General features: G+C 63.8%; 23 protein-coding genes. 12 read left to right on the top strand and 11 right to left on the bottom strand.

Features of this window, described 5'->3' with window-relative positions; all coding sequences use genetic code 11:
* The first annotated feature begins 1 nt into the window (after position 1).
* Positions 2–397: a hypothetical protein gene (locus tag H147_RS0113175; RefSeq protein WP_019955844.1), complete on the top strand. Its 396-nt coding sequence runs from the start codon at positions 2–4 to the stop codon at positions 395–397.
* On the opposite strand, the gene H147_RS0113170 is transcribed toward H147_RS0113175, so the two are convergent.
* The 5 genes from H147_RS0113170 to H147_RS0113150 form a co-directional block, all read right to left on the bottom strand.
* On the bottom strand, positions 394–1,104 hold the full coding sequence (locus H147_RS0113170; protein WP_026352510.1) for a L,D-transpeptidase: 711 nt from the start codon (positions 1,102–1,104) through the stop codon (positions 394–396). The genes H147_RS0113175 and H147_RS0113170 overlap by 4 nt on opposite strands.
* A 59-nt stretch (positions 1,105–1,163) precedes the next feature.
* A complete protein-coding gene (locus tag H147_RS0113165; protein ID WP_162561671.1) occupies positions 1,164–1,499 on the bottom strand; it encodes a hypothetical protein in 336 nt (111 codons plus the stop codon).
* A 67-nt stretch (positions 1,500–1,566) separates the two neighbouring features.
* Positions 1,567–2,370 (bottom strand): SDR family NAD(P)-dependent oxidoreductase, encoded by an 804-nt coding sequence (locus tag H147_RS0113160; protein ID WP_026352509.1) that lies wholly within the window; start codon positions 2,368–2,370, stop codon positions 1,567–1,569.
* 27 nt (positions 2,371–2,397) lie between these two features.
* Positions 2,398–5,490 (bottom strand): efflux RND transporter permease subunit, encoded by a 3,093-nt coding sequence (locus H147_RS0113155; protein WP_019955840.1) that lies wholly within the window; start codon positions 5,488–5,490, stop codon positions 2,398–2,400.
* Positions 5,491–5,495: 5 nt separating this feature from the next.
* Positions 5,496–6,650 (bottom strand): efflux RND transporter periplasmic adaptor subunit, encoded by a 1,155-nt coding sequence (locus H147_RS0113150; RefSeq protein ID WP_019955839.1) that lies wholly within the window; start codon positions 6,648–6,650, stop codon positions 5,496–5,498.
* A 188-nt stretch (positions 6,651–6,838) separates the two neighbouring features.
* On the opposite strand from H147_RS0113150, the gene H147_RS0113145 reads away from it, so the two are divergent.
* A complete protein-coding gene (locus tag H147_RS0113145; RefSeq protein ID WP_019955838.1) occupies positions 6,839–7,474 on the top strand; it encodes a TetR/AcrR family transcriptional regulator in 636 nt (211 codons plus the stop codon).
* A gap of 177 nt (positions 7,475–7,651) precedes the next feature.
* On the opposite strand, the gene H147_RS0113140 is transcribed toward H147_RS0113145, so the two are convergent.
* Entirely contained in the window at positions 7,652–8,275 is a 624-nt protein-coding gene (locus tag H147_RS0113140) for a hypothetical protein (RefSeq protein WP_162561670.1), read from the bottom strand.
* A gap of 537 nt (positions 8,276–8,812) precedes the next feature.
* Positions 8,813–10,186, bottom strand: a complete 1,374-nt coding sequence (locus H147_RS0113135) for a phosphomannomutase (protein ID WP_026352508.1) — start codon at positions 10,184–10,186, stop codon at positions 8,813–8,815.
* Positions 10,187–10,352: 166 nt separating this feature from the next.
* Between H147_RS0113135 and H147_RS0113130 the strand changes: the two genes are divergently transcribed.
* The gene (locus H147_RS0113130; protein WP_019955835.1) at positions 10,353–12,488 is read left to right on the top strand and encodes a calcium-binding protein; all 2,136 of its coding nucleotides are present in this window, start codon (positions 10,353–10,355) and stop codon (positions 12,486–12,488) included.
* Positions 12,489–12,490: 2 nt separating this feature from the next.
* On the opposite strand, the gene H147_RS0113125 is transcribed toward H147_RS0113130, so the two are convergent.
* A complete protein-coding gene (locus H147_RS0113125; protein WP_245541147.1) occupies positions 12,491–13,579 on the bottom strand; it encodes a polysaccharide biosynthesis/export family protein in 1,089 nt (362 codons plus the stop codon).
* Positions 13,580–13,726: 147 nt separating this feature from the next.
* Positions 13,727–13,903, bottom strand: coding sequence for a DUF1674 domain-containing protein (locus H147_RS19720; protein ID WP_043699939.1), 177 nt, complete (start codon positions 13,901–13,903; stop codon positions 13,727–13,729).
* A 67-nt stretch (positions 13,904–13,970) separates the two neighbouring features.
* Between H147_RS19720 and H147_RS0113115 the strand changes: the two genes are divergently transcribed.
* From H147_RS0113115 to H147_RS0113075, 9 genes are all read left to right on the top strand, one after another.
* Complete coding sequence (locus tag H147_RS0113115) at positions 13,971–15,239, top strand: RsmB/NOP family class I SAM-dependent RNA methyltransferase (protein WP_019955832.1); 1,269 nt, start codon at positions 13,971–13,973, stop codon at positions 15,237–15,239.
* A gap of 71 nt (positions 15,240–15,310) precedes the next feature.
* Positions 15,311–17,035 (top strand): heparinase II/III family protein, encoded by a 1,725-nt coding sequence (locus H147_RS0113110; RefSeq protein WP_043699936.1) that lies wholly within the window; start codon positions 15,311–15,313, stop codon positions 17,033–17,035.
* Between the two features lie 13 nt (positions 17,036–17,048).
* On the top strand, positions 17,049–18,638 hold the full coding sequence (purH, locus tag H147_RS0113105) for a bifunctional phosphoribosylaminoimidazolecarboxamide formyltransferase/IMP cyclohydrolase (RefSeq protein ID WP_026352507.1): 1,590 nt from the start codon (positions 17,049–17,051) through the stop codon (positions 18,636–18,638).
* A gap of 10 nt (positions 18,639–18,648) precedes the next feature.
* Positions 18,649–19,122: a signal peptidase II gene (gene lspA, locus H147_RS0113100; protein WP_019955829.1), complete on the top strand. Its 474-nt coding sequence runs from the start codon at positions 18,649–18,651 to the stop codon at positions 19,120–19,122.
* Between the two features lie 52 nt (positions 19,123–19,174).
* Positions 19,175–19,393, top strand: coding sequence for a DUF3035 domain-containing protein (locus tag H147_RS20545; protein WP_081625857.1), 219 nt, complete (start codon positions 19,175–19,177; stop codon positions 19,391–19,393).
* 87 nt (positions 19,394–19,480) lie between these two features.
* On the top strand, positions 19,481–20,812 hold the full coding sequence (locus tag H147_RS0113090) for a M16 family metallopeptidase (protein WP_019955827.1): 1,332 nt from the start codon (positions 19,481–19,483) through the stop codon (positions 20,810–20,812).
* The gene (locus H147_RS0113085; RefSeq protein ID WP_019955826.1) at positions 20,812–22,122 is read left to right on the top strand and encodes a M16 family metallopeptidase; all 1,311 of its coding nucleotides are present in this window, start codon (positions 20,812–20,814) and stop codon (positions 22,120–22,122) included. Before H147_RS0113090 ends, H147_RS0113085 begins: the two co-directional genes overlap by 1 nt.
* A 48-nt stretch (positions 22,123–22,170) precedes the next feature.
* The gene (gene mutL / locus H147_RS0113080) at positions 22,171–23,982 is read left to right on the top strand and encodes a DNA mismatch repair endonuclease MutL (RefSeq protein ID WP_026352506.1); all 1,812 of its coding nucleotides are present in this window, start codon (positions 22,171–22,173) and stop codon (positions 23,980–23,982) included.
* Positions 23,979–25,211, top strand: coding sequence for a DNA recombination protein RmuC (locus H147_RS0113075; protein ID WP_019955824.1), 1,233 nt, complete (start codon positions 23,979–23,981; stop codon positions 25,209–25,211). Before mutL ends, H147_RS0113075 begins: the two co-directional genes overlap by 4 nt.
* A 26-nt stretch (positions 25,212–25,237) precedes the next feature.
* On the opposite strand, the gene H147_RS0113070 is transcribed toward H147_RS0113075, so the two are convergent.
* Together H147_RS0113070 and H147_RS0113065 are read right to left on the bottom strand one after the other, a co-directional pair.
* Positions 25,238–25,891 carry a ChrR family anti-sigma-E factor gene (locus H147_RS0113070; protein WP_019955823.1) on the bottom strand — a complete coding sequence of 218 codons (654 nt, stop codon included), beginning with the start codon at positions 25,889–25,891 and terminating at the stop codon, positions 25,238–25,240.
* Between the two features lies 1 nt (position 25,892).
* Positions 25,893–26,549 carry a sigma-70 family RNA polymerase sigma factor gene (locus H147_RS0113065; protein WP_019955822.1) on the bottom strand — a complete coding sequence of 219 codons (657 nt, stop codon included), beginning with the start codon at positions 26,547–26,549 and terminating at the stop codon, positions 25,893–25,895.
* Between the last annotated feature and the right edge of the window lie 45 nt (positions 26,550–26,594).

Here is a 26,594-nt window from a genome sequence, read left to right as displayed (position 1 = left end):
CATGCTCAGATTTTTCGATATGTTCGGCCGGTCCTCGGAATTGACGGCCCTTGACGAAGCACTCAAGGCGGCGGGCCTGCACCCGCTGTTGATCCCCGAACCCGTGAAGCTGACGATCCTGCAACTGCAACGCAAACATGCCACGCAGAACCGGGCGCAGGCGTTTGCTGACGCCGCGCAGCTTTTGGCCTATTGCGTGCTGGAACAGGCCCAATTTGCGGCCGTCAACGGCGCTGGCGCAGCGGAAAACGCCGAAAAGCGCGTGGCAGCCGCGCTCGACGGGGCCAACCCAATGGACGAAAAACTGATCTTGCTGGCGCTACATTCGGGTGTGATCTCTGAAGAGATGGCGGACCGGTTCGACATCGACAGCGACGAACCGGCCACAGGTCCCTAATAGACCCCCGCAAAAGACGTCGGCGCAAGCGATGGCAACACACGTATCGCGGTGCCGTGCCGCACCCGTGCGTGCAGGTCGATCACGTCATGATCCAACAGCCGCACGCAGCCCGACGAGACCGCCTGCCCCAGATATTCCGGCTCGCAGGCGCCGTGAATGCGGTAAAGCGTGTCCTCGCCGTTCTGGAACAGATAAAGCGCGCGCGCGCCGAGCGGATTGCCGGGCCCCCCGGCCATTCCACCGTTCGCAACGGAATAGGGTTCTAGTTCCGGCTGACGCGCGACCATTTCGTCAGGCACCCGCCAGCGCGGCCAGCTGCGGCAGAATTGCAGGCGGGCATTGCCGCTCCATGCAAAGGCATCCGCACCGGTGCCCGCGCCATAGCGCATAGCGCGGCCGTTCTGGCCCACCAGATGCAGAAAGCCCGCGTCGGGATCGACGATGATCGTGCCGGGCACATCGTCCGGAAACGGGTTGTCGACCTCTTGCCGCCACAGATGCGGCGGCACGACGTTTTCGGGCACGGCGGGGATCGGGAAAGGTTCATCCGTGATCGCGCCGTAATGCGCGGGCAAAAGCGGCATCACGGGGCTTTCGGGCAGGATGACGGGGGCTTGCGGCGGTGCGGTGTCCCGCGCGGGCAGACCGCAGGCGGACAGCGCCAAGGCAGAGCCTCCGGCAAAAAAGCTGCGTCGTTTCAACATATGTCTGGTCCTAGGTGGCTGATGTTCAGGATCGCCACGCCTTTGCGCGGCGGCGAAGATCAGCCCCGACGCGGCGGGTCCAGATGGCTGCCGGTCGTCACCCCTCCGGGCAAGGCGATGGCGACAGCAAACGGCGCGTCATTTGCATGCGGGATACCGCCCATCATCGTCGCGCTATGATCGACAATCGCGGGGAAACACTGCGCACCCGTCAGGATCGCGATCCGGCACCGCTTTTCCTTGGCCCCAGCATGCACAGCCGCGTCCGACACACCAGTTATTTCGTTGCTGGCAGGGGTCGCGACGAACAGGGCCTGCGGCGACGCCGCTTGCGCCAACGCGCCCAAGGGCAGGGTGACGACAATCAGGCAATAGATCAGAAAACTGCGGCACATCTGCATAGGTCCGACTTAAGCAATGTCAGACCAGACCACAACGCGGATTGCCCCGCGCGACATCAACTCACCGCGACGAAGGCGCGCCTGCCATGCCCTTCATGATCGCGCCCAGCACACGGACGCGACCGGCCCGCGGCAACATCGCAAGCGACCAGCCCAAAAGCTTGGCCAGAAAACCGGGGCGGACCGTTCCTCTTTTGCCCAAAGCAGCCAACGCGCCGCCTGCGATTGTTTCAGGCGTTGCGGCCTGCCCCATCTGCATCCCCGCGCGCGCGGCAAAGCCGGTGCCGACAGGGCCGGGTGCGACAGACAGGACACTGACGCCACGCGCACCCAATTCGGGCGCGATACCTTCCGCAAAACTTTGCACAAAGCCTTTGGTCGCGGCGTAGGTCGCCGAATAAGGCGCGCCGCTGAAGCCCACGAGCGAGCTGAACAGAACAATACCGCCCCGGCCCTGCTGCGCCAGTCGTTGCCCGAAACCATGGCACAGGGCCACGACCGACCGGCAGTTCAGATCGACCATATTGGCCTCTGTCGCGGGATCGAGATCCAGAAACGCCCCTGCGGACCCGAAGCCCGCCGCCGCGATGACCAGTCCGACAGAGGCCGCATCGGTCTCGACCAGCAAGGCGGGCACGGCGGCGGGGTCCGACAGATCACTGGCAATGACCTGAACTTCGACGCCGAAGCGTGCAGAAAGGTCCGTGGCGAGGGTCTCCAGCACATCCTGCCGCCGGGCGACAAGGATCAGATCAAAGCCCCGCTCGGCCAGCGCGACAGCAAAGGCGCGCCCGATCCCGTCACTGGCCCCGGTGATCAGCGCAGAGGGGCCGAAGCGGCCTTTGAAATTGTCGTCCTTGGTCATGATGCGCCCTTTCATCTGGCGTTGTCGTTAGGCGTCGGCAAGGCGAAGCGGCCTGTCGGCGGCCGGTCTGCGCGACTGGGTCAGCGCGAACATCTGCGGCGTGAAAGCAAAGGCGAGCGTCACGGACAGGGCAACGCCACCCGCGACCGACATCGCGAACGGCGGCCAGAACCCACCGCCCCCAAGGATCAGCGGCAAAAAGCCCCCGACCGTTGTGATCGTGGTTGAAACGATGTGCCGCGCCGATCCAGCGACCACATCGACCATCGCAGCGCGGTCACCGGCACGGGCGCCTGCGTCCTCTTGCAGCCCCGACAGCACGATCAGGGCCGCGTTGATCGACACGCCGATGGACCCGATCACCCCGATGATCGCGTTGATCCCGAAAGGATAGTTGAAAACCGCAAGCGCCAGCATCGACAGCCCAGCCGACAGGCCCGCCACTGCAAAAGAGATCAGCGTCAGGCGGAAGGAATTGAACGTCATCACCACGACCGCGATGGACAGGGTGATGATCAGCCCCAATGGGGCGACCAAGGCCTGCACCGTACTGTCGCGTGCGTCGGAATCGCCGCCGGTCTCCAACCTCACCCCCTCTGGCAGAGTGAAATCGCCTGCCTCAAGCAGCGCCATCGCCTCGGCCAGCGCGACGGCGGGCAGGACGCCCGGCATCAGGAAGGCCTGCACGTTGTTGACACGCTCGCCGTTGCGGCGGGTGATCGTGCTTTCGGACGGCTCCATCCGCAATGCGCCCAGCGTCGACAATGGCACGGCGGGAAACTGGCCCGCTGCCGCGATCTGCGCAGCGCCCGGTGCCAGGATCGGCATATCACCGATGGCCACCGGATCACCGCGCAGGCCCGCGCCAAGACGGACACGTACCGGCAATTCCTCAGTCCCCTCGAGCAGCGATCCACCCGTCACACCTTCAAGCCCCGCCTCCATCTGGCGGGCGATCTGGCCAAGGTCGAGGCCAAGCAAACGCGCGCGTGCCTCGTCCACATCCAGCGTCAGTTTGGGTGTGCCCCCCGCGACGCCGGTGCGGACCATGGCCACGGACGACACCGTCGCCAGCCGCGCGCGCAGATCGTCGCCCGCAGCCCGCAGCGCGTCGATATCCTGCCCGACAAGGCGCAGTTCGACGGGCGCATTGACCGGCGGCCCTTGGGTCAGGCCACGGATCACGAACCGCGCTTGCAGGAATTGCGGCGGCAGGCCGGTTTGCAGGTGGTCCAGCAGGCGTGCCGTCGCATCGGGCGATGCGGTGCGGATCAGCGCCTCGGCAAAGGCGGGGGCCTGATCGCGGCCACCGACCATGTTGTAATAGAACGCAGGCGCGGACCGGCCCACAACCCATGCGACGTCAAGGATGTCCTGTTCGGCGGCAAGAACCGCATCGACCGCGCGCACGATGCGGAGGGTTTCGTCGATGCCGGTACCGGGGGGCAGGTCGACTTCGATATGGAACTGGTCACGGTCAACGCCGGGAAAGAATTGCGGGGTCAGGCCGGGGAGCGACAGAAAGCCCAGCACCGGCAGGACCAACGACAGCGCCACCGTGCGCCAGGGATTTGCCATCGACAGGGCGAGAACGACACGAAAGCCGCGCATCAACAGCCCCTCCCGCGCGGGCACGCCATCGCCCGGCAGCAGCCAGCGGCCCGCAATCGCTGGCGTGATCGTGACAGCGACGACAAAGGACCAACCCAGCATCACGATGACCGCAATGGCGATGGACCCGACGAAGTCCCCCGCTGGCCCCGGCAAAAGCAGCAACGGCAAAAAGGACAGGATCGTCGTGACCGTCGAGGCCGCCAGCGGCATCGTCAGCCGCCGCACCGATCCTGCGACGGACTCCAGCCGCGACAGCCCTGCGCGCAGGCGTTTGCCGACCTCGTCGGTCATGACGATGGCGGCGTCCACCAGCAGGCCAAGGGCCACGATCAATCCGGTCACGCTCATCTGATGGATCGGCACGGCCAGCGCGTTCAGCGTCGCAACCGAGGCCAGCGTGACCACCGGCAATACCATCGCGACGATCAGCGCTGACCGCGCGCCCAGCGTGACGAACAGAACCGCAACGACCAAGGCCAAACCGATCGCCATGTTCAGGCCCACCTCTGCCAGCCGGTCGGATGTGTAGCGGCTTTGGTCGAACACCGTCTCGATGGTCAGGCCCCACGGCAGGGTTTCCGCCTGCGCGGCGACGTCATCACGGATCCCGGCCATCCAGCGGTCCACCTGCAAACCCTCGCTCAGCTTGGCGGACACAAGAATCGCAGTGCGGCTTTGAAAGAACGCAGCCTCGGCCACGGGGGCGCGGGGGCCGCGCGTGATGCTGGCCACATCGCCCAGCAGGGTGACGCGGCCTTGGGCATCTTCGCGCAGCACGACCGCGCGCAGACGGTCCAGCGATGTGATTTCCCCCGTGATGCCGAGCACAAGATCGGTGGCCTCACCGCGCAACCGGCCCGCCTGCACCTTGGCATCGGCGGCGCGGATCGCGGCGGATACCTGATCCGCCGTCATGCCCAATGCGGCGATCCGGTCGGGGTCGAGTGTCACCAGCACTTCTTCTTCCGGCAGGCCATGCAGATCGACCAGCGACGTACCCGCCACACGGCGCAGGCGGTCAGCCAATGCCTCGGCTTCGCGCGCGGCACGGGTCGCGCTGAAGCCGTCGGGCATCGTCAGCGCAAAAATCGCGGCATAGCCGCCCGCACCGTCGCTATTGAACGCGGGTTCCTGCACGCCGTCAGGAAAATCGCGCTGCGCATCGGCGACGGAATCGCGGACCTGCGCCCAGATCTGTTCGATCATCGCGGGGTCGATGGTTTCCACCAGTTCGACCGCAATCACCGAAACGCCCGTGCCCGAGGTCGAGGCGACCTCGGCGATTTCGGGGATGGCGCGCAATTCGGTTTCGATCTTGGCAGTCACCAACGCCTCGACCCGCGCGGGATCGGCACCGGGAAAGACGGTGGTGATCGTGGCGAAGATATTGGTGATGGTCGGGTCTTCCTGCCGCCCGATGGACACAAGCGACGACGCCCCCGCCGACAGGATCACCAAAAGCGCCAGCAGGACAAGCCGGGGTTGACGAAAGAACAGCGTATCCATGACGGTCACTCCTGCGGGGTGGCGGCAAGTTGCACGATCTGGCCCGGCGCGACGCGATCGGGCGCTTGCGCGACGATGCGCGCGCCGGGGGGCAGTTCACCGCGCAGGAAGACCTGCGCGCCATCGCTGTGGATCACCTCGACCGCAGCCGGCAAAATGCGGTCGCCGTCCGGTGTCTGTTCCAGCGCCATCACCGACCAACTGCCGCGCACACCTTCGCGCAGGGCGGACAATGGCGCCCAGTATCCCGGCTCTGGCACGACCTGTGCCAGTATCAAAGAGACGTTGTCGCCCAGCACCGGGTCCAGATCGGCGGGCAGATCCAGCACGATGGACCGGCTCCGCGTACCTGGGTCCAGATCGGGGCGGATCTGACGGATCGTGGCCGTCCCGACGGTGCCACCGACAACGACGCTGACGCGGTTGTCAACCTGCAATCCTGCCGCAAGATCGGGGGGCAGTCCGACGCGGGCCCGTGCCGGGGCCGCATCGAACAGAACCAGCACATTCTGCCCAGCTGCGACCGTCTGTCCCGGATCAGCAAGGCGCGCGCCCACGCGTGCCGCGAATGGCGCAATCAGCACCGATTTTTCAATCTGCACGTCAACGCCCGCGATCCGCGCCTGCGTCGCCGCCATCCCGGCCTCTGCGCGTGTGAGGGCAAGACGCGCGTCATCCTGTGCCGCTACCGACCGGAAACCCCTTTCGGTCAACGCATCATTGCGTGACAACGTCAACCGCGCGAGTTCGGCGTCAGCGGCGAGCGCGGCAAGCTCTGCTTCGAGCGCGGCACGTTGAGGTGTCAATGCGCTGGTGTCCAGACGGGCAAGGACAGCACCGTCGGCAATGAGATCACCCTCTTCGACCAGCACCTCTGTCACACGACCGCCCAATTCGAACCCGAGATCAATGCGCGCGGCCGCTTCGATCTGGCCGGTGAAGCGGCGGGAAACAGTATAGCTGTCGACATGCGCGATCTGCATCGCGCCAACTGTGGTTGCAGGTGCAAGCGATACGGCACCCGCGTCGCCTTGCGCCGATATCAGGGCGAAACCCGCGTAGACAGTCGCACCCGCACCGCCAAAAACCACGAGCGTCATGCCCAATGTCAAGACGCGGCGCAGACGGCGGCGCAAACCGGTTGTCGCAGGATGGGTCATGGCCCGATCCCTTCATATGTGAGCATCACTTACATATGTGAGAATCACTCACTTTGGCAAGAGGTTTTCATTGCGGCCAGAATCGGCGATGTTGCGCTTGGCGCTAGCTTGCAAACCAATGTGAGCGATGCTAACTTCTGTTGCGCCCCATATAAATGCAAGCCACTTGCACAGAAGGACCAATCACGATGTCCGATGACGTTCTCTCAGTTGGCACGACCGGGGGGGGCGTAACCCCAAAAACCGCCTATCACCACGGCGATCTGCGTGCGCAATTGATTGCCGCGGTGCGCGATCTGGTAGAAACACATGGGCCCGACGGATTTTCCGTCGCCGAAGCCGCCCGGCGGGCAGGCGTCAGTTCGGCGGCACCCTATAAGCATTTCAAGGATCGCGACGAAATCCTGCGGTGCGTGGCAGCCGAGGCCATGGACAGACTTTACGCCGCGATGGCCGCTGCATCGGACCCCTATCCCGCAGGATCGCACGAGGCCGTGGCAGCGATCGGACAGGCCTATGTGGACTTCGCCAAAGCCCAGCCCGGCGTGTTCCGGCTGGTGTTCGGGCTGACCGACGGCCACGAGAACGCCCCGGAACTGCAACAAAAAGGCGATAGATGCTTCGGCGTCGTGGTCGCGCATGTGGCCACCCGCCGCAATGCCCCGGAGGACGACCCGGATGTTCTGAGCTACGCCTATATCCTGTGGTCTTTCGTGCATGGCCATTCGTTTCTGGCCATCGATATGAAGCACCATGATGTCGGTACGGAAATCGACGACTGGGCATTCCTCATGCGCGTCAGCCGCGCGATCCTTGCTTCCTGATCCGGTTCGCGACGGGACCGCGTCCGGGGCGCTGTCACCAAAGACGCGACCCGGGGAAACGCGGACAGATCGAACCGCAACGGCGGATCAGGCAAGAAACGACGTTCAGAACCAGTGGATCGTTCATACGCTGGGTGAAAAGGCTGACTGAACCGCCACCCCCGAACACCCCGACGCTTAGCTACCCCCCAGAACGAAGGTCGATCCGACCCCCCATGATGTGTCACCGTCAAACGACTGGGACATCACACCATAGATGTCAGCCCGTGATGAAATGCCATAGCGGAGCCCGAAAGCCATCGCATCTGCACCATCGTCCGTTCCCGACAATCCGGCAGCCCCGGTCCATTGCCCGATCATCGGCGCCCGCGTCTGCAAGGCAGCGAGGCCGCGGTCGGCGGCAGCGCGCGACATGCTGATATCGCGACCGTCCACCCCGTCAATGCCGTCCAGACCGTCAGCGCCCGGCGCGCCTTGGGCGGCAGGAGCAGGCGTGGCGCTAAACAATTGCGCGCCAGATGCCTTGGTGACGCTGTTGCGGTCACCCGATTCAAAGTTCGCGATATAGGTGCCGCCGGTGCCACCCGGAACGACGACATTCGTGACACCCGGATTAACGATAAACGACACCGTGCCGCCGCCGTGCTTGCTTAGCCCGACGGTTTGTGGGCCGGTCGCGGTGCTGGTGAGCCGCCATGCGGTATTGCCGTTGGCATCGACGCCGAGGCTGGTCAGATTGTTTGCGTAGCCTGCATTCGCTGTGAATAGTAGTGTCAGGATAAGTGCGGTGGATTTCATCATTTTGCCTTTCAGGGAAATTTGGGATCGGACATGTTTGACGACCGCCAGCGACCAATCGCGACGATTTGCATCAAAAGGTTTAATGTCCGGTATTCGGCCAGGGCGGACCTGTGGAGGCCGGCCCACTTGACTGCCTGTGGCAGCACAGTTTGCCCGATGCATATGCACCAAGGCCATGGTTTCCCCGAAAAGTGATGAGAATACCGCAAACGGCGCGCGTGGCAGAATGCTGTCTGCGGCGAGATCATGAAGCAACATAGAGACACTCTTTACACAGGGGTCGGTAACAACGATTGGCCCGGTTGTCGTTAACAGAATGCTAATGCAGATTGTAATATGTCTTTTTAGACAGCGTCACTGAATGGATCTGAAACAGAGGCTCTTTTGCACCGTTATTGTTTCGATATGAAATACAGATTGCCTTTAATTCGACGCAAGTTCGGGTTGTATTTTGCCGAATCACTCAGACGCCTGGTGGTTGCCAAAACCGCTGAACCGCGTCGTTCTGGCGGCAATGGTACTGCCCTGACGACGCCGTCAAGCGTTCATGAGGACGTGACGCAACCGCGCCAGCCCCGCGTTCAGCGTCGATTCAGCGCGATCGGGGCTGTCCGCCTCGATGTAAAGCCGCAGTTCGGGGGCATTGCCCGAAGGGCGCAGATGGACGATCCGGCCATCCATGCAAGTAATCCGCAGGCCATCCGTGAGGTCGACCGTTCGTTCGGCAAGATCGAGACTTTCAAGAAAGCCCGCACGCCGCTGCGGATCATCGGTCAGCGCAGCAACGAGCGCGGCTGACGTTTGGATCGGCACATTCTGCAACCTGTCGGCGGCGGTGACCCGCGCAGGTTGCGCCGCCACAAGCCGCGACAACGGCGCGCCCGTGGCTGCCGTCAGCACTGTCAGCATCGGCAGCATGGCGTCACGCGTCATCAAGGCCGGCAGCGGCCCAGCGGGCCCTTGCGCATCGAAGCCCAACAGAAACCCGCCGTTCGCTTCGTATCCCACGACCTTGCCGCCCAGCGCCTGCATCCCCGCGATCACATGCGGAGAGCCGATCCGCGTGCGCAGCACCTTCGCGAACCCGGCAGCGTCCGCCCCGGAATTAGAGGATATCGGGGTCACCAGATGTTGCGCAGCAAGACAGGCAGCCGTGATCTGCCCCATGATATCACCGGGCATGATCCGGCCGGTTTCGTCGGTCATCAGCGGACGGTCGCCATCACCGTCCGTCGACAGGATCGCCGCGACGCCATGGGCGCGCGCCCATATGGCAAGCTGTGTCCTGATCTGCGGATCGACCGCCTCTGTATCGACCGGCACGAAGGTGTCGGACCGGCCCAGCATCACGACCGTCGCCCCCAGACCCCGCAGCAGGTCCGCCGTCAGGTCCCGCCCCACCGCGCTATGCGCATAAAGCCCAAGCCGCAGACCGGACAAGACCGTGCCGAAAGCCTGCAGATATCTGTCCTGATAGGCGCGACCGACATCGGCGGATTGCGGCGCAGGACCGGCAAGGTCGGCACGGTCCTGCCCGAGCGCGTCCAGAATAGCGGTTTCATGGGCCTTTGTGATCTCGCCCTCGGGCGTGTAGAACTTCAGCCCGTTACGATCGGCAGGAATATGGCTGCCCGTCACCATGACGGCCGCCGCACCCGCCCGCATCGCGTCAAGCGCCAGCGCAGGCGTCGGCACAGCCCCGCAGAGCGTGACCGCAAGCCCCGCCGCCTGCCCGGCCGCCGCCACGGTTGCGGCAATGGCGGGCGACGATGCGCGCAGGTCATGCCCCACGAACAGCCCGGTTCCCATCGGGCAGCTGGCAGCAAAAGCGCGCACATGATCGGTGACAAGCGCGGGCGTCAGGTCGGTGACAAGTCCGCGCAATCCGCTGGTGCCGAATGAAGGGGGCATCGTGTCTCCTGCTGGTGTCGGGCCGTTCTAGCGTGGCGGGGGATCAAGGGCAATTGAACGAAATGCGCGGCAAGAGTCATAAGCTTGCCGCAATTCGGCCACGGGTCATCCCCGCCTCCGGGCCAAAAGGAAGGTCCGACAAGGCCGATCCTGGGGGGGATTGACGATGTCCACATTGCTCTCGGTCACTTATCTGACCACGCCTGATGAACTTGCATGGTCCCGGATCACCGATCTGGACATCGTGCAGTTCGGCGGCGCGGAGATGCTTGTCGGCATCACCCGCTTTGACGGCGTCGTGCAAGGCTGGACCATCGGTGGTCAGGCGCTGGCGGCTGGTCCGGTGTTGGCGCTGGATGGCGGCGATGTGGCGGGCGGGCGCGGGTCCATCGTCACCGTGCAAAGCCCGACCGGTGCCGCGCTTTTGATCGGGGGCGGTGCGGACGGGGCGTTCCAGCAGGTCGGGTTGGCAGGTGGCCAATGGACCAGCAATGCGACCTATCCCATTCTGCCGGGCTTCCTGCCGGGGCTGACCGCATCCGTGGGGAACGACCAGATCGTTTATGGCGCACTGGCGGGCCGTGACGGCGTGGCCGCCTTGCGGCTCGACGTGGACGGGCCGTTCATCGCGGAGCTGGCGACCACGCCGACCGGCGGCCCCGTCGCCGCAATGACCACGGCGGCGGGGTTTCTTTACACAACCGACGCAACCAACAGCCTGACGGGATGGCAGGTTTCGCCCAACGGCACCCTGTCGCAGGTCGCGGCCCTGACGCCCGCAACCGGCCTTTGGATCACCGATCCGACCGTGCTGGACAGTGCCGTCTTTGATGGCGTCACCTATCTGGTGATCGGTGCCGCCGGCAGCAGCAGCCTGACCGTGGTCGAGGTCGGCGCGCAGGGGCAACTGTCGATCCGCGACCATCTGATCGACACGCTGCACACGCGGTTCGGCGGAGTGACCGCGCTCGACATGGTGACCGAAGGCGGGCGCAGCTATGTCATCGCGGGTGGCGCGGATGACGGGGTTTCGCTGTTCATGCTGTTGCCGGGCGGGCAATTGGTGGCGCTTGCCCACATCGAGGATACGACCAGCATCGGTCTGGACAATATCAGCGCGATTGCCGCGCGCGGGCGGCTTGGCGGGCTCGACATCTATGCCGCCAGCAGCAGCGAACCCGGCGTGACACAGTTGCGGTTCGACACCGGCGCGCCGGGCGTCACGCTGACCGCCATGCCGCCGGGCGGTGCGCTGACAGGGACAGTCGGTGCCGATGTGCTGATCGGCGGCGCGGGTGCGGATATCATCAACGGCGGTGCCGGTGCCGACATCCTGCGCGATGGCGGCGGCGAGGATGTGCTGACCGGAGGGGCAGGCGCGGACCTGTTCATCCTGACCGCCGACAGCAACACCGACACCATCACCGATTTCACGCTGGGCGAGGATCGGCTGGACCTGTCGCTCTGGCCGATGCTGCGCGACATCAGCCAGTTGACGATGACCATCACACAGACGGGTTTCAGCATCGGCTATGGTGACGAAGATCTGATCATACACAGCGCCGATGGCGCGCCCATCGACTATCGTTTGTTGAACAACGCCGATCTGCTGGGCGCGATGCGCCTGCCAGCGACCCTGACCCCCGGCTTTGCGGGTCCCGTCACACCGCCCCCTACGCTGACACCCGACGCGCCGGACAGCGTGCCGGATCAGGGCGGTCCGTTTTCCATGCAGGCCGCGCTGCGCGTGCTGGCGTCCGACAATGTCGCGGATCTGCGCGGTGCCTTGCAGGGGCAGCCGGTGCCAGCCCCCACCGGGGACCGCGCGATGACCGGCACGGGCGGCAACGATTCCCTGACAGCGGGCGCAGGCGCGGACCTGTTGCTGGGGCGGGGCGGCGATGACCTGCTGACCGGCGGTGCCGGTGCGGATATCATCATGGGCGGCAGCGGAAACGACGATCTACGCGGCGGGGACGGCCATGACCTGCTGATCGGCGGCAATGGCGACGACCGGCTGGAAGGCGGGAACGGAAATGACCTGCTGATCGGCGAGGCAGGGGCAGATACCTTTGTCTTCAACCGCGGGCAGGACCTGATCGCCGATTTTGAGCAGGGGCGCGACCGGATCATTCTGGACGAAAGGCTATGGACGGGCCTGACCTCTGCCGCGGACCTGCTGTTCGTTTATGGGAGCCACGATGACACGCGCGTCACCATTGATTTCGGCAACGGAGACATCCTCTGGATCGATCACGTGACCGATTTCAACGCGTTCGCCGATGATATCGCGCTGTTCTGACGCTAGTTCGTGGCCGACCGCAGGCTTGTCGCCAGACCGAACACGGTCAGGGCGGGAACCAGCGCGCTTTCGGTGCCATAAATCAGGTCGCCGTCCTGCACCATGAACTTGCCTGCCGAAAACAGCCCGTCCGCCGTGGTCAGGTCGATGGTGAACACGACCCTTTCCTGCGGCGGGCCGGTCACGCCGTCGCGGACCTCTGAAAGGTCATATTCGCGCAGGATCAGGATGCCCTTGGGGTTTGCGGTGCTGGCAGCAACACCACCGATCAGCGCCATCGCCTGCAAGGCGGACACGTCGGTGGTCGGAAATTCGACTTGCGACTGCAAGCCTGTGGCCCCCAGCGCCAGAAATTTGCGTTCATCCGGCACGATCAGCACACGGTCGCCGCCTTGGATGGCGACATCAAGCCCCGGTTCTTCCAGCAACCGCTTCAGCGGGATGCCGTAAACCCGGCCACCGCGCGTCAGCCGGACCTGTGGATTGACATAAGTCGGGATCACGCCACCCGCCAGCGACAAAAGATCCAACAACCGGAAATTGCGGTCGGGGATCTGATAGATACCAACCGCACCCACGCCACCTGTGAGGTTGGCGGAATTGCCACGCCCCGGTTCCACGACAAGCTGGACCTGTGCGGACGGGATCGTGCGCACCAGTTCTTCCTCGATCCGGGCGCGGGCGGTGTCAGGTGCCATACCCGCGACGGCCAATTCACCGATATAGGGCACAAAGATCCGCCCGTTCGAACTGACCTGCGCCTCTTGCAAGGGTGTCGCGCGCTGACCGACCCCCGCCAGAAGCGAGTTTTCCTCGGCGTCCCAGATCGTCAACTGAATGGAATCGCCCGGCGCGATCAGCAGCGACGCGGGCTGTTGCACGGCGGGCAGCCACGGCAGTTGCGTGATGTTGCGGTCGGGCCAAGCCCGCAGAATGGGCAGGGTCGCGCGGTTCACTTCGTAGACAGTGAAATCATAGGCGGGTGCTTCGCCTTCGGCCGCAATATTGGCATCGGCTGCGGCGAGAACCTCGGACTGGAAACCGGCACTGCGCGGCAGGCTGCACCCTGTCATTGCGATACAGGCTGTCACGGCCAGGATCCGCTGCAAAATCAAAACCACTGCCCCTTTTGACGTCTTGTCGTCATTTACGCAGAAGTTTCACGCCACGACAATATCAGCAGCATAGAAGTCTGGCGCGGTGGTGCGTGCGCAACAGAAATCGTGCGACTGCGACCGTCAGAAATCGATCGCGATGCCCTTTTTCTCCCAGTCGCCAAAGCGGACAGGTTCCGGCCCGTCGCGTCCGCCCAATTCGGGCGGCAGGTCAAGTTTGGCGGCTTTGCGGCGTTCGGCGGCCTCTGCCAGCGCGCGCTGGGCGGCGGGGGGCAGGTCCTTGGGGGCGTCGTCGGTCATGGCGCTGTCCTTGTCGGCGGTCATGGTTTGATATACGCCGCCCTGACCCAGCTTCAAGAGTGACCCCATGGACCAATCCGGTTTGCTACCGCGCCGCAGCGCCCATCACCTGCTGACGCAGATCACGACCGAAGGCCGCCTGATGGCCGAATTGATCGCAGGCGGTGCGCTGGCGCAGCTGGCGCCCGACGACCGGGCGCGCGCGCAACGGCTGGCGACAGACGCGCTACGCGGGCTGGACCGCGCCGACCGGATGCTGAAACCCTATCTGAAAAAGCCGCCGGGCGATCATGTGATGAACGCGCTGCGGCTTGGGCTGATCGAACTGATGCAGGGCGAGGCAGCGCATGGCGTGGTGAACGCCTATGTCGAGATCGTCGAACGCAACAAGCGCACGCAGACGATGAAAGGGCTGGTCAACGCCGTCCTGCGCCGCATCGCCGACGAAGGACCGGAGGCCTGGGCCAAACGCCCCGTGCCGCTGACCCCCGGCTGGCTGCGTCAACCACTGGTCGCCGCATGGGGCCGGGATGCCGTGACAGGAATGGAGGCCGCGCATTTCACCGGCGCGCCGCTGGATCTGACGGCGAAAGGCGATCCCGAAGCCTTGGCCGCATCCTTGGGCGGCGTGGTTCTGCCGACCGGCACGGTGCGGCTATCGCAGGCGGGGCAGGTGTCCGGCCTTGCAGGCTATGACGCGGGTGACTGGTGGGTGCAGGATGCCGCCGCCGCCATCCCCGTCAAGCTGCTGGGCGATGTGGCGGGGCTGCGGGTGCTCGACCTGTGCGCCGCCCCTGGAGGCAAGACCTTGCAACTGGCGGCGGGCGGTGCCGATGTCACCGCCGTCGATCTGTCGGAAAAACGGATGACGCGGCTGTCGGACAATCTGACCCGCACAGGTCTGACGGCAACGACCCTGATCAGCGACGCCTTCGCCATCACCGACGGCAGTTTCGACGCTGTCTTGCTGGACGCGCCCTGTTCGGCCACCGGCACGATCCGGCGACATCCTGACCTGCCCTATGCCAAGGACGGGTCCGAATTCGGCGACCTGATCGCGCAGCAAGAAGCGATGATCGACCATGCGCTGACGCTGCTGCGCCCCGGCGGGCGGCTTGTCTATTGCACCTGTTCACTGTTGCCCGACGAAGGCGAGGTGCAGGCGGAAGAGGCGCTCTCCCGCCACCCAGGCCTGCGTCTGGTGCCCCCCGCGATTGCCGGCCTGGACCCCGCATGGATCACCGAGGAAGGCGGTTTGCGCCTGCGCCCCGACTATTGGCCGGATCTGGGCGGCATGGATGGGTTCTATATCGCCGTGCTGACAAAGCCCGCGTGACTTGACCGGCTGGCTTTCCTATGGTCCGCATGAACCGGGCTGACCAGCCTGCAACTTTTGGGCCGCAGTCGATGGCAGAGCATTCAACATGGCGGGGCCGCCTTGCGGCCTTTTTCGAACGGCACCACGCAAAGCGGGCCGGACGTGCCGCCGTCACTACGACCTTTGCCTTGCCGCCCGAACCACGCCGGATCGGGCTGATCGGGAAGGGCCGACAGTTGACTGCGGGCGAGTTTCTGTTCTCGGGCCTGCGCATCACGGCACCTGAACTGTCGATCTGGGATATCGCGCCAAAACGCCCCGACGTGATGGCCGATATCCATCGCTGTGACTGGCTAGATGATCTGGCTGCACTTGGCGACGATGCCGCGCGTGCCAAGGCGCAGGTTTGGGTGTTTGCATGGATCGCGCGGTTCGGGGCAGGCACCGGACCAGGCTGGCAGGTTGGCATCACGGCGCGACGCTTGCGCAACTGGATCGACCACAGCGATTTTCTGCTGCGCAAGAAGGACAAGACCGCGCAAGCGGCTTTCATGCAAAGCCTTGCGCAGCAGGCGCTTTTTCTCGGAAGACGCTGGCAGCACGACACAAAGGAAATCCCCACAATTGCGGATGCGATCAATGTCTGGCTGACACTCAACGGGACGGGCGCGCCTGTGGATCAGGCCGTGCAGGCACTGGCGACCGCCTGCCGGACACAGGTCGATGAGACAGGTGCGATCGCGTCCCGCAACCCGGCCTCTTTGCTGGCGATTCTGTCGGACCTGGTGGACACCGCCGCAACGCTGACCGCTGCAGGACGACCCTTACCGCCCGATATCACCCAAACCATCGATCGCATCGTCCCGGTCCTGCGCGGCCTGCGCCATGCCGACGGCGCGCTTGGCCGGTTTCATGGCGGCGGACGTGGTGCAGAGGGACAGCTTGACGCGGCACTGGCCGGGTCCGGGGTCAAGACCCCTGCCACGCAACCGACGGCCATGGGATTTGCACGCCTGACGGGCGGGCGCACAACACTGATCGTCGATGCCGCAGCACCGCCGGTCGGCGCAGCATCGCGCGACGCCCATGCCAGCACGCTGGGGTTGGAACTCACCTCGGGCCGCCGCCCCCTGATCGTGAATTGCGGATCGGGCGCGCGGTTCGGTGACGACTGGCGGCGCGCAAGCCGGGCCACGCCCAGCCATTCCACGCTGGGGCTGGATGGTGCGTCGTCATCGCATCTGGGCCGCACATCCGACGAATGGCTGACAGACGTACCCAGCCTTGTGCGCGCAGAGGTCTTCGCCAAAGGCGACGGGAGCAAGATTGATCTATCGCACAATGGCTATCAGCCGACCCACGGGCTGACCCATGCACGCCTGCTGCATCTGTCTGCCGACGGGCGTCACCTGTCCGGCGAGGATCTGCTGACAACGCTCGGCCCAGAGGACGAGGCGCAGTTTGACCGCCTGTTCGACCAGAGCCTGCGCGCAGGGATCCGCTTTGCGATCCGGTTTCATCTGCACCCGGACGTCACCTGCACACCCAAAATGGACGGATCGCTGGTATCGCTTGGTCTGAAATCAGGTGAAATCTGGGTGTTCCAGCACGACGGCGCTGCACAATTGACGATCAGCCCGTCAGTTTATCTGGAAAACGGGCAATTAAAACCGCGTGCCGCGCAACAGGTGGTTTTATCCGGCAGCGCTTTGTCCTATGCGACACGCGTCCGGTGGTCGTTCGCCAAGGCTGATAACACCCCGCTTGCGGTGCGTGATCTGGCCCGCCAAGAACCATTGGACATCGCTGAATGATCTCGAGGACCTGATGACCGACCTTGCACCGTTGCGCCGCGCGCTGATTTCCGTTTCCGACAAGACCGGGCTGATTGAACTGGGCCAAGCGCTTGCCGCGCGCGGTGTGGAAATCCTGTCCACCGGCGGCACCGCCAAGGCGCTGCGCGAAGCCGGGCTGGACGTGCGCGACGTGTCCGATTTCACGGGATTTCCCGAAATGATGGACGGTCGCGTCAAGACGCTGCATCCGGTGGTCCATGGCGGGTTGCTGGCACGGCGCGATCTGGAAAGCCACCGCGACGCGATGGTCGAACATAATATCGGGCCGATCGACCTGCTTGTCGTGAACCTCTATCCGTTCGAGGACACCGTCGCCAAAGGCGCCGATTTCGACACCTGCATCGAAAACATCGACATCGGCGGGCCTGCGATGATCCGTTCGGCCGCCAAGAACCACGCGTTTGTCGCCGTGGTGACGGATGTCGCGGATTACGACGTGCTGCTGGCGGATATGGATGCGCATGACGGCCAGACCACACTGGCCCTGCGCCAGCGCCTTGCCCAGACCGCCTATGCGCGCACCGCCGCCTATGACACGGCTGTCAGCACCTGGATGGCGGGGGCCATAGGCGATGACACGCCGCGTCGCCGGTCGTTCAGCGGGACCTACAAGCAGACGATGCGCTATGGCGAAAACAGCCACCAATCGGCGGCGTTCTATACCGATGGCACGGGACGGCCCGGTGTCGCGACCGCCGTGCAGCATCAGGGCAAGGCATTGTCCTATAACAACATCAACGACACCGATGCCGCGTTTGAACTGGTGGCGGAATTCGCCCCCGCAGACGGCCCTGCCGTGGCGATCATCAAACACGCCAACCCTTGTGGTGTTGCACGGGGGGCCTCGTTGCTGGAGGCTTACCAGAACGCCTTTGACTGCGACCGCACCAGCGCCTTTGGCGGGATCGTCGCGCTGAACCAGCCGCTGGACGAGGCGACGGCAAAAGCCATCGTCGAGATTTTCACCGAAGTCGTGATCGCGCCCGGTGCGTCCGATGCCGCCAAGGCGGTGTTTGCGGCCAAGAAAAACCTGCGCCTTCTGACCACCGACGGTCTGCCCGATGTGACCGCCCCGATCACCACGTACCGGCAGGTCGCGGGCGGGATGCTGGTGCAGGACAAGGACACCGGCCATATCGGGATGGATGATCTGAAGGTCGTGACCAAAGTCGCGCCCACCGATGCGCAGATGGCGGACCTTTTGTTCGCATGGAAAGTCGCCAAACACGTCAAGTCCAACGCTATCGTCTACGTCAAGGACGGCGCGACCGTGGGCGTCGGCGCGGGCCAGATGTCGCGTCTGGATTCCGCGCTGATCGCCGCCAAAAAGGCCGAACGCATGGCCGAGGCGATGGGCCTGCCCGCACCCCTGACCATCGGGTCTGCCGTCGCGTCGGATGCGTTTTTCCCCTTTGCCGATGGCCTGCTGGAAGCCGCCGCCGCCGGTGCGACCTGCGTGATCCAGCCCGGTGGGTCGATGCGCGATGACGAGGTGATCGCCGCTGCCGATGACGCCGGTATCGCGATGGTGTTCACCGGCATGCGCCACTTCCGGCACTAGGAGAGCACCGATGCGCCTGATGTTCTGGACCGGGTTCTGGGTCTTTCTGATCGACCAGATCAGCAAGTATTTCGTCGTTCACTGGCTGGGCCTGATCACCGACCCGGACGGGATCATCGAGGTCTGGCCGCCTTTCATCGAATTCCGCATGGCGTGGAACCGTGGCGTGAATTTCGGCCTTTTCGCTGATTACGACATGCGCTGGGCCTTGGTCGCGCTTGCGCTGTTGATCACCGGCGGCGTGATCTGGTGGCTCAACCGCACAGGAGGCACCAAATGGGTCTATATCGCGGGGGGTTTCCTGATCGGCGGGGCGATGGGCAATGTCATCGACCGGATCATCTATGGGGCTGTCGCGGATTTTCTGAACATGTCCTGCTGCGGGATCAACAATCCATATGCGTTCAACGTCGCGGATATCTCTATCTTCATCGGGGCCATCGGGCTGGCCTTTCTCGCCGATGACAGCAAGAAACCCGCGTGACCTTGGCAGGTTCATGCGGTAATCATCCAGGACAAAGCAAAAAGGACCTCTGATGCGCGCCCTTGTATTTTCTGGAATTGCCCTTGCTTTGCTGGGAGGGTGCAGCAGGAACGACGGCTCTTTGCGTGACTTCGGGACCGTGACAATCGGCCCGGCCGAACAGGCGCTTGTGACCGCGAACCCACTGCTTATGCCGCCGACGCTTGATCTGCCACCGCCGACACCGGGACAGGCCAACCGCGCGAACCCGCGCCCGGCAGCCGCGCGGTAGCAAGGCCTTCACATCGGCGTATGGCGGCTTGAACATCGGGCCGGGCGGCGTAGCTTGAAGCATAACGAACGACACCGGAGGGGGCCCATGTCACGCTTTTTCGCCGCAATCGTCCTGACCTTTCTGGCGCTGACCGCCGCCGCAGAACAGGTCACGACCTACACGCTCGACAATGGCATGGATGTCGTCGTGATCGAGGATCGCCGCGCGCCTGTCGTCGTCCACATGGTCTGGTACAAGGTGGGGTCGGCGGACGAACCCGAAGGCATATCCGGTGTCGCGCATTTTCTGGAACATCTGATGTTCAAGGGGACCAACATGCTTGCGCCTGGTGAGTTTTCACAGGTGGTCGCGGCCAATGGCGGCAGCGACAATGCTTTCACCAGTTTCGATTATACCGCCTATTTCCAGCGTGTCGCGGCCGACCGTCTGGACCTGATGATGCAGATGGAAGCGAACCGGATGACCAATCTGGCGCTGACCGAGGATGACATCACCTTTGAACGACGGGTCGTCCTGGAAGAACGCGCACAGGTCACCGAAAGCAGCCCCGGTGCGCTGGCGCGTGAACAATTGATGGCCGCGCAATACCAGAACCACCGCTATGGCGTGCCGATCATCGGCTGGCAGCACGAGATTGCGCAGCTCGACATGCCGGAGCTTCTGACTTTCTATGAACGCCATTATGCCCCCAACAACGCGATCCTGATCGTCGCCGGTGATGTCGACCCCGAAGAGGTGCTGGCGCTCGCGCGCGAACATTACGGCCCGATTCCGGCCAATCCCGACCTGCCGGAACGTCTGCGTCCGACAGAGCCGCCCCAGCGCGCCGAACGGCGGATTACCTATGTCGATCAGCGCGTCAGCCAGCCCTATCTGACCCGCAGCTACCTAGCGCCACAACGTGAAACCGGCGCACAGCAAGATGCTGCAGCACTGGTCTATCTGGCAGAATTGCTGGGCGGGTCGCCCTTTACATCCGAGCTTGGCCGCGCGTTGCAGTTCGACACGCAGACCGCGCTTTATACCAACGCGAGCTATAGCGGCATGTCGCTGGACCAGACGACCTTTTCATTCGTGGTGCTGCCGGCCGAAAACGTGTCCTTGTCCGAAGCAGAGGCCGCGATGGACAACGTCATCGCCGCCTTCATGGACAGCGAGATCGACCCGGCCCGGATGGAATCGATCCGCACCCAATTGCGCGCGTCCGAGGTGTACGCACTTGATGACGCACAAGGTCTGGCGCGGCGGTACGGCATGGCGCTCAGCTCGGGCCTGACGGTCGCGGATGTGCAGGCCTGGCCCGACATCCTGCAATCGGTGACGCCTGAACAGATCAAGGATGTGGCCGCCCGCATTTTCGACCGGAACAAGGCCGTGACTGGCTGGGTTGTCGCCACCCAAGAGGAGGCACGTTGATGCTGCGTATCCTGACGATCCTCTGGTTCGCCCTGCTTGCAGGTGCAGCACAGGCCGAGATCGACATCAAACAGGTCACATCCGACGGCGGGATCAATGCCTGGGTCGTCGAAGAACCCAGCATTCCGTTTGTCGCCTTGGAAATCCGGTTTCGTGGTGGCGCATCGCTGGACCTGCCCGGTAAGCGCGGCGCGACCAACCTGATGGCCGCCCTTCTGGAAGAAGGCGCCGGTGATCTGGAGGCGCAGGCCTTTCAGACAGAACTGGAACGTCTTGCGACGCAGTTCAGCTTTCGCGCGACCGACGACACGATTAGCATTTCCGCGCAATTCCTGACCGAGAACAAGGCCGAGGCGCTGGCGCTGCTGGAACAGGCCCTGACCGCCCCCCGCTTTGACCAATCCGCCATCGACCGGGTGCGCGCGCAAGTGCTGGCAGGTATCGCCAGCGACGCGCTCAACCCCCGCAGCATCGCCGATGCGGCCTTTGATGCGGCGGCTTTTGGTAATCACCCCTACGGCTCGTCGCTTGATGGCACGGTCGACAGCGTGACCGCGCTGTCGCGCGACGATATTCTGGACGCCCATCGCAACGCGCTCACCCGTGATCGGCTATATGTGTCGGTCGTCGGCGATGTGACGGTCGATCAGGTCGGCCCGATGCTGGATACGCTGCTGGGTGACTTGCGCGCCGAAGGGCCGCCACCGCCTGCCGATGTCGCGTTCGGGCTGGACGGCGGTGTCACCGTCATAGATTTCGACAATCCGCAATCCTTTGCCCTGTTCGGCCATGCTGGCATGAAACGCGATGACCCGGATTTCTTTGCTGCCTTTATTGTCAATCACGTCTTGGGTGCGGGCGGCTTCGAATCGCGCCTGATGACCGAAGTGCGCGAAAAGCGCGGCCTGACCTATGGGATCGGCAGCTTTCTGGCGCCGATGTTCCACGCGGAAACGGTGATCGGCAGCGTCGCCTCTTCGAACGAAACGATCGCGGAGGCGATCGAGGTGACGCGCGCCGAATGGGCACGTATGGCCGATGAAGGTCTGACCGAAGCCGAGCTTGCCGCTGCCAAGACCTTTCTGACAGGCGAATACCCGCTGCGATTCGACGGCAATGCCGCGATTGCGTCGATCATGGTGGGGATGCAGATGATCGACCTGCCGCCCGATTACGTCATCAACCGCAACGATTACGTCGAAGCGGTCACATTGGAAGACGCAAACCGCGTCGCGGCAGAGCTGTTGCGCCCTGACGCGCTGCATTTCGTGGTGGTGGGCCGCCCCGAAGGGCTGGAAAGCACCCAGTAACGCGAAACGCCCCTGTCAGAATCGCGCGGTCATGCTATGGATTGTGGCATGACCGCATCCGCCCCCCAGATACAGCCCCGTCCGGTGATCCGGCAGCTGGATGAAGCCGCCATCAACCGGATCGCGGCAGGCGAGGTGCTGGAAAGGCCCGCCTCTGCCGTCAAGGAACTGGTGGAAAACAGCGTCGATGCTGGGGCAACCCGGATCGAGGTGGTGATCGCCGATGGCGGCAAGACCCTGATCCGCGTCAGCGATGATGGCTGCGGCATGGCCGCAGACGATCTGCCGCTCGCCCTGTCGCGCCACGCGACGTCCAAGATCGACGGGTCGGACCTTCTCAACATCACCTCTTTCGGTTTCCGGGGCGAGGCGCTTGCCTCGCTTGGCGCAGTGGGTCGTCTGCTGATCACCAGCCGCATCGCGGGCGACAGCGCGCATAGCATCGCGGTGTCGGGCGGGCGGATCAGCGACGTGCGCCCCGCCGCGCTGACCGCTGGCACGGTCGTCGAATTGCGCGACATGTTCTACGCTACGCCTGCGCGCCTCAAATTCCTGCGCACCGACAGGGCCGAGGCACAGGCCGTCGCCGATGTCGTCAAGCGGCTGGCGATGGCCGAACCCTTTGTCACCTTTGTCCTGCGCGATGCGTCGGACGGCGACACCCGCGTTGTGTTCCGCGCAGATGCACAGACAGGCGATCTGTTCGATGCGCTGCACGGGCGGCTGCAAACCGTGCTGGGCCGCGATTTTGCCGATAACGCGCTGCGGATTGATGCGGAACGCGACGGGTTTCACCTGTCCGGCTATGCCGCCTTGCCCACCTATTCGCGCGGGGCGGCGGTGGCGCAATTCCTGTTCGTCAATGGCCGTCCGGTGCGCGACAAGATGCTGCTGGGGGCCTTGCGCGCCGCCTATATGGACGTGCTGTCGCGCGACAGGCATCCGGTGGCGGCGCTGTTTGTCGACTGCGACCCAACGCTGGTCGACGTGAACGTGCATCCGGCAAAATCCGAGGTCCGCTTCCGCGACCCCGGCACCGTGCGTGGGCTGATCGTGTCCGGCCTGCGGCACGCGCTGGCAGGGGCGGGCCACCGCGCATCCAGCACCGTGGCCGATGCGACACTTGGTGCGATGCAGCCGCAACCCGTCGCACCGCGCGTCTACCAGATGGACCGCCCGAGTTTCAGCGCGCGGTCGCTGACCTTTCAGGCGCAGGCCCCCGGCTTTGCGGAAATGGCCGCTGCCCGCGTGGAACCACAGGCCGACGATACCAGCGCCGACCTGCCTTTGGGGGCCGCACGTGCGCAGGTGCATGAAAACTACATCATCGCGCAGACCGCCACGGGCATCGTCATCGTTGACGGTCATGCCGCACACGAACGGCTGGTCTATGAAAAGCTGAAAAGCCAGATGGCCACCAATGGCGTCGCGGCCCAAGCGCTGCTGATCCCCGAAATCGTGGAACTGTCCGACCACGAAACCGCCGCCCTGCTGGATATCGCGGATGATCTGGCACGCCTTGGCCTGACGATTGAACCGTTCGGCGGCAACGCCATCGCCGTGCGCGAAACGCCTGCGATCCTGGGCGAGATCAACGCCGCCGCCATGCTGCGCGACATCCTCGACGAACTTGCCGACCAAGGTGACAGCGCATCCTTACAGGCCCGGATCGACGCGATCCTCAGCCGTGTTGCCTGTCACGGCTCGATCCGCACGGGGCGGCGGATGCAGGCCGCGGAAATGAACGCGCTCTTGCGCGAAATGGAAGCGACGCCGCATTCCGGCCAATGCAACCACGGACGGCCCACTTACGTGGAACTGAAACTCTCTGATATCGAAAGATTGTTTGGCCGCACATGATCCAGATCGGTGATACTTCCTACGCGTTCAGCGATCCGGTCGTGCTTGCGGTGCTTGGCGGGCTGGCCACCGTGCTGCTGATCCTGATCCTGCTGGTCACGACCCTGCGTCGCGCGGGGCAATCCGCCGAGGCAGTGACATATGTCGCGCAACAGATGGGCCGGATGTCGCAGGACATGATCGGGCTGGCGCAGGGGCAGAACCAGTTGGCGGGCAATATCCAGACCGTCAGCGACGCGCAGGCCAATGCGCAGGTCCGGGTGATCCAGACGATGGAGGCGCGGCTGGCCGAGGTGCAGGCACAGGTCGCCGAACGGCTGGCCGATAACGCGCTGAAATCGGCGCATTCGCTGGCGGAAATGAACGAACGGCTGAAGGAGACGCTGACAGGCAGTTCCGAGAAGACCACCAAAAGCCTGACCGAATTGCAGGAACGGCTGGCCACCATCGACCGCGCGCAGACCAATATCGAAAAGCTGTCGGGCGATGTGTTGTCCTTGCAGGATATCCTGTCGAACAAGCAACGGCGCGGTCTGTTCGGGGAAATCCAGCTGACCGATATCGTGTCAAAGGCGCTGCCCACTGACAGTTTCACGCTGCAGGCAACATTGTCCAACGGCAAGCGCGCCGATTGTCTGGTGCACCTGCCCAACCCGCCCGGCCCTATCGTGATCGACGCGAAATTCCCGTTTGAATCCTACGAGGCGCTGGCACGCGCCGATACGCAGGAGTTGCAGAAAATCGCGCTGCGCGATCTGGGCTATGCGGTCCGCAAACATATCAAGGACATATCGGACCGTTACATCATCGAAGGCGAAACCGCCGATGGCGCAATCATGTTCCTGCCATCCGAGGCGGTCTATGCAGAACTGCACGCCCGCCTGCCCGAAGTGGTGCGCGCCGGTTTCGATGCCCGTGTCTGGATCGTCTCGCCCACGACCTGCATGGCCACGCTGAACACGATGCGCGCGATCCTGAAAGATGCGCGGATGCGCGAACAGGCGGGTGCCATCCGCAAGGAATTATCGCTGCTGGGTGGCGATGTGGACAGGCTGGTCACACGCGTGGGCAACCTTGACCGACATTTCGGTCAAGCGGCGAAGGATCTGGAAGATATCAAGATTTCAGCGGAGAAAGCGGGCAAGCGTGCAAACCGCTTGGATAACTTCGACTTTGCCGAAATCGCGCCGGATGACGCACCGTTGCCGATCGCGCCACCGGAAACGTAGGGCGGGGTTCACCCCGCTGCCCCCTGTCAAATGCCAATGAACCGCTGCGCGATGCGCGGCAGCAAGGCGTTGAACCGCAAAGGCGCGTCTGTTGCGGCCAGACAGATGCAATCCGCACCCTGTTCCGCGACCGGCGTGTGGTTCAAATCCTCGTTCGCGACCTCGATATCGCCCGCGCCGAAACGGTCTGTTTCGTCGACGAAGGCACCTTGCAGCACCAGCGTCAGTTCAGTCCCGCGATGCCCATGATCCGGCACAGCCGTGCCTGCGGGGATGCGCAGCAACCGCACGCTGGCACCGCCTTCGGTTTTCAGTACCATTTGGCTGACCCCGCCGCCGATCTTGCGCCATTTGACGCGGTCCAGATCGCCGTTGACGTAATCGCGCAGGGGCGCGGGAAAGACGCCGCCCGCAGGCTTTGCCTTTGGCAATGACGTCTGGGGCGCGTTCATGATCCGCGCCATGGCGTCAGCAAGCGCATCTTCGGCCATATCGACAGGTTCTGCATCCAGCATCACCTCGCCGCCCACCGCCTCGAATTCGGCAAGCGCCGCGCGGCAGGTGTCGCACATGGAAATATGGGTAGCGACCACCAGATTGAACGCCTCTGGCAAGGTGCCAGCGGCATAGCCCATCAACAGGGCATCGGTCAGGTGGTGTTTGATCTTTGTCATCTGCATGTCACTTCATTGTGTGGCGCAGGCGTTCCAGCGCCAGCCGTATCCTTGATTTGATCGTGCCAAGCGGAAGGCCGGTTTCGGCGGCGATTTCGCTATGGCTCAACTCGCCGAAATAGGCGCGTTCGATCAGCTTTCTTTGTTCTGCGGGCAAAGCGGCAAGCGCCTGCCCGAGTTGTTCCGTTTCCTGTTGCAGACCCATGGCATCGGCCTGTTCAGGTTCGGCCTCTGGTCCCCAGGGCAAATCCTCGGGCTCGGGCCGCTTTTGTTTTCGCAAAAGGTCGATCCGGCGGTTCCGGGCGATCGTGAATATCCAGGTGGACACACTCGCCTTTGCCGGATCGAACAGATGGGCCTTGTTCCACAAGGTCACCATCACTTCTTGCGCGCATTCTTCGGCCAGGTCCGGGCTGGCCCCCGATTTCATGAGAAACGATTTCACACGCGGGGCGAAATAGGCGAACAATTCGGCAAAAGCCGCCTTGTCCTTGGCGTCACGCACGGCGGCAACTTGCGTCACCCATGCCATGCGTTTGGTCGTTGCCTCTGCCATCACCCGATTTGCCCCCGTGGCGCGAATACCCGCGTTGCCTGTCCTTTTATAGACGGGCATCACGGTGACTGCATCAGCTTTCGCAAGGGTATGCATCTCGTTCAACATGTGTTTATTACGCCGCGATCTGGCGCTTGGATCAGTGGGTCACAA

Origin of the sequence: Yoonia vestfoldensis DSM 16212 (genome assembly GCF_000382265.1) — a bacterium.
GTDB classification, from domain to species: Bacteria; Pseudomonadota; Alphaproteobacteria; order Rhodobacterales; family Rhodobacteraceae; genus Yoonia; species Yoonia vestfoldensis.
The sequence above is the reverse complement of the archived record's forward strand: the minus strand, read 5'-3'. Positions and strand labels throughout refer to the sequence as shown.

What these genes read in the sequence shown, in the direction of transcription:
- H147_RS0113160 (WP_026352509.1), bottom strand. Translation starts at nt 2,370, where the DNA reads ATGACCAAGGACGACAATTTCAAAGGCCGCTTCGGCCCCTCTGCGCTG.
- lspA (WP_019955829.1), top strand. Translation starts at nt 18,649, where the DNA reads ATGCGCCTGATGTTCTGGACCGGGTTCTGGGTCTTTCTGATCGACCAG.
- H147_RS0113065 (WP_019955822.1), bottom strand. Translation starts at nt 26,549, where the DNA reads ATGTTGAACGAGATGCATACCCTTGCGAAAGCTGATGCAGTCACCGTG.
- H147_RS0113165 (WP_162561671.1), bottom strand. Translation starts at nt 1,499, where the DNA reads ATGTGCCGCAGTTTTCTGATCTATTGCCTGATTGTCGTCACCCTGCCC.
- H147_RS0113090 (WP_019955827.1), top strand. Translation starts at nt 19,481, where the DNA reads ATGTCACGCTTTTTCGCCGCAATCGTCCTGACCTTTCTGGCGCTGACC.
- H147_RS0113145 (WP_019955838.1), top strand. Translation starts at nt 6,839, where the DNA reads ATGTCCGATGACGTTCTCTCAGTTGGCACGACCGGGGGGGGCGTAACC.
- H147_RS0113140 (WP_162561670.1), bottom strand. Translation starts at nt 8,275, where the DNA reads ATGATGAAATCCACCGCACTTATCCTGACACTACTATTCACAGCGAAT.
- H147_RS0113170 (WP_026352510.1), bottom strand. Translation starts at nt 1,104, where the DNA reads ATGTTGAAACGACGCAGCTTTTTTGCCGGAGGCTCTGCCTTGGCGCTG.
- H147_RS0113130 (WP_019955835.1), top strand. Translation starts at nt 10,353, where the DNA reads ATGTCCACATTGCTCTCGGTCACTTATCTGACCACGCCTGATGAACTT.
- mutL (WP_026352506.1), top strand. Translation starts at nt 22,171, where the DNA reads ATGACCGCATCCGCCCCCCAGATACAGCCCCGTCCGGTGATCCGGCAG.
- H147_RS0113175 (WP_019955844.1), top strand. Translation starts at nt 2, where the DNA reads ATGCTCAGATTTTTCGATATGTTCGGCCGGTCCTCGGAATTGACGGCC.
- H147_RS0113150 (WP_019955839.1), bottom strand. Translation starts at nt 6,650, where the DNA reads ATGACCCATCCTGCGACAACCGGTTTGCGCCGCCGTCTGCGCCGCGTC.
- H147_RS0113155 (WP_019955840.1), bottom strand. Translation starts at nt 5,490, where the DNA reads ATGGATACGCTGTTCTTTCGTCAACCCCGGCTTGTCCTGCTGGCGCTT.
- H147_RS0113075 (WP_019955824.1), top strand. Translation starts at nt 23,979, where the DNA reads ATGATCCAGATCGGTGATACTTCCTACGCGTTCAGCGATCCGGTCGTG.
- H147_RS0113070 (WP_019955823.1), bottom strand. Translation starts at nt 25,891, where the DNA reads ATGCAGATGACAAAGATCAAACACCACCTGACCGATGCCCTGTTGATG.
- H147_RS19720 (WP_043699939.1), bottom strand. Translation starts at nt 13,903, where the DNA reads ATGACCGACGACGCCCCCAAGGACCTGCCCCCCGCCGCCCAGCGCGCG.
- H147_RS0113110 (WP_043699936.1), top strand. Translation starts at nt 15,311, where the DNA reads ATGGCAGAGCATTCAACATGGCGGGGCCGCCTTGCGGCCTTTTTCGAA.
- H147_RS20545 (WP_081625857.1), top strand. Translation starts at nt 19,175, where the DNA reads ATGCGCGCCCTTGTATTTTCTGGAATTGCCCTTGCTTTGCTGGGAGGG.
- H147_RS0113085 (WP_019955826.1), top strand. Translation starts at nt 20,812, where the DNA reads ATGCTGCGTATCCTGACGATCCTCTGGTTCGCCCTGCTTGCAGGTGCA.
- H147_RS0113115 (WP_019955832.1), top strand. Translation starts at nt 13,971, where the DNA reads ATGGACCAATCCGGTTTGCTACCGCGCCGCAGCGCCCATCACCTGCTG.
- H147_RS0113135 (WP_026352508.1), bottom strand. Translation starts at nt 10,186, where the DNA reads ATGCCCCCTTCATTCGGCACCAGCGGATTGCGCGGACTTGTCACCGAC.
- purH (WP_026352507.1), top strand. Translation starts at nt 17,049, where the DNA reads ATGACCGACCTTGCACCGTTGCGCCGCGCGCTGATTTCCGTTTCCGAC.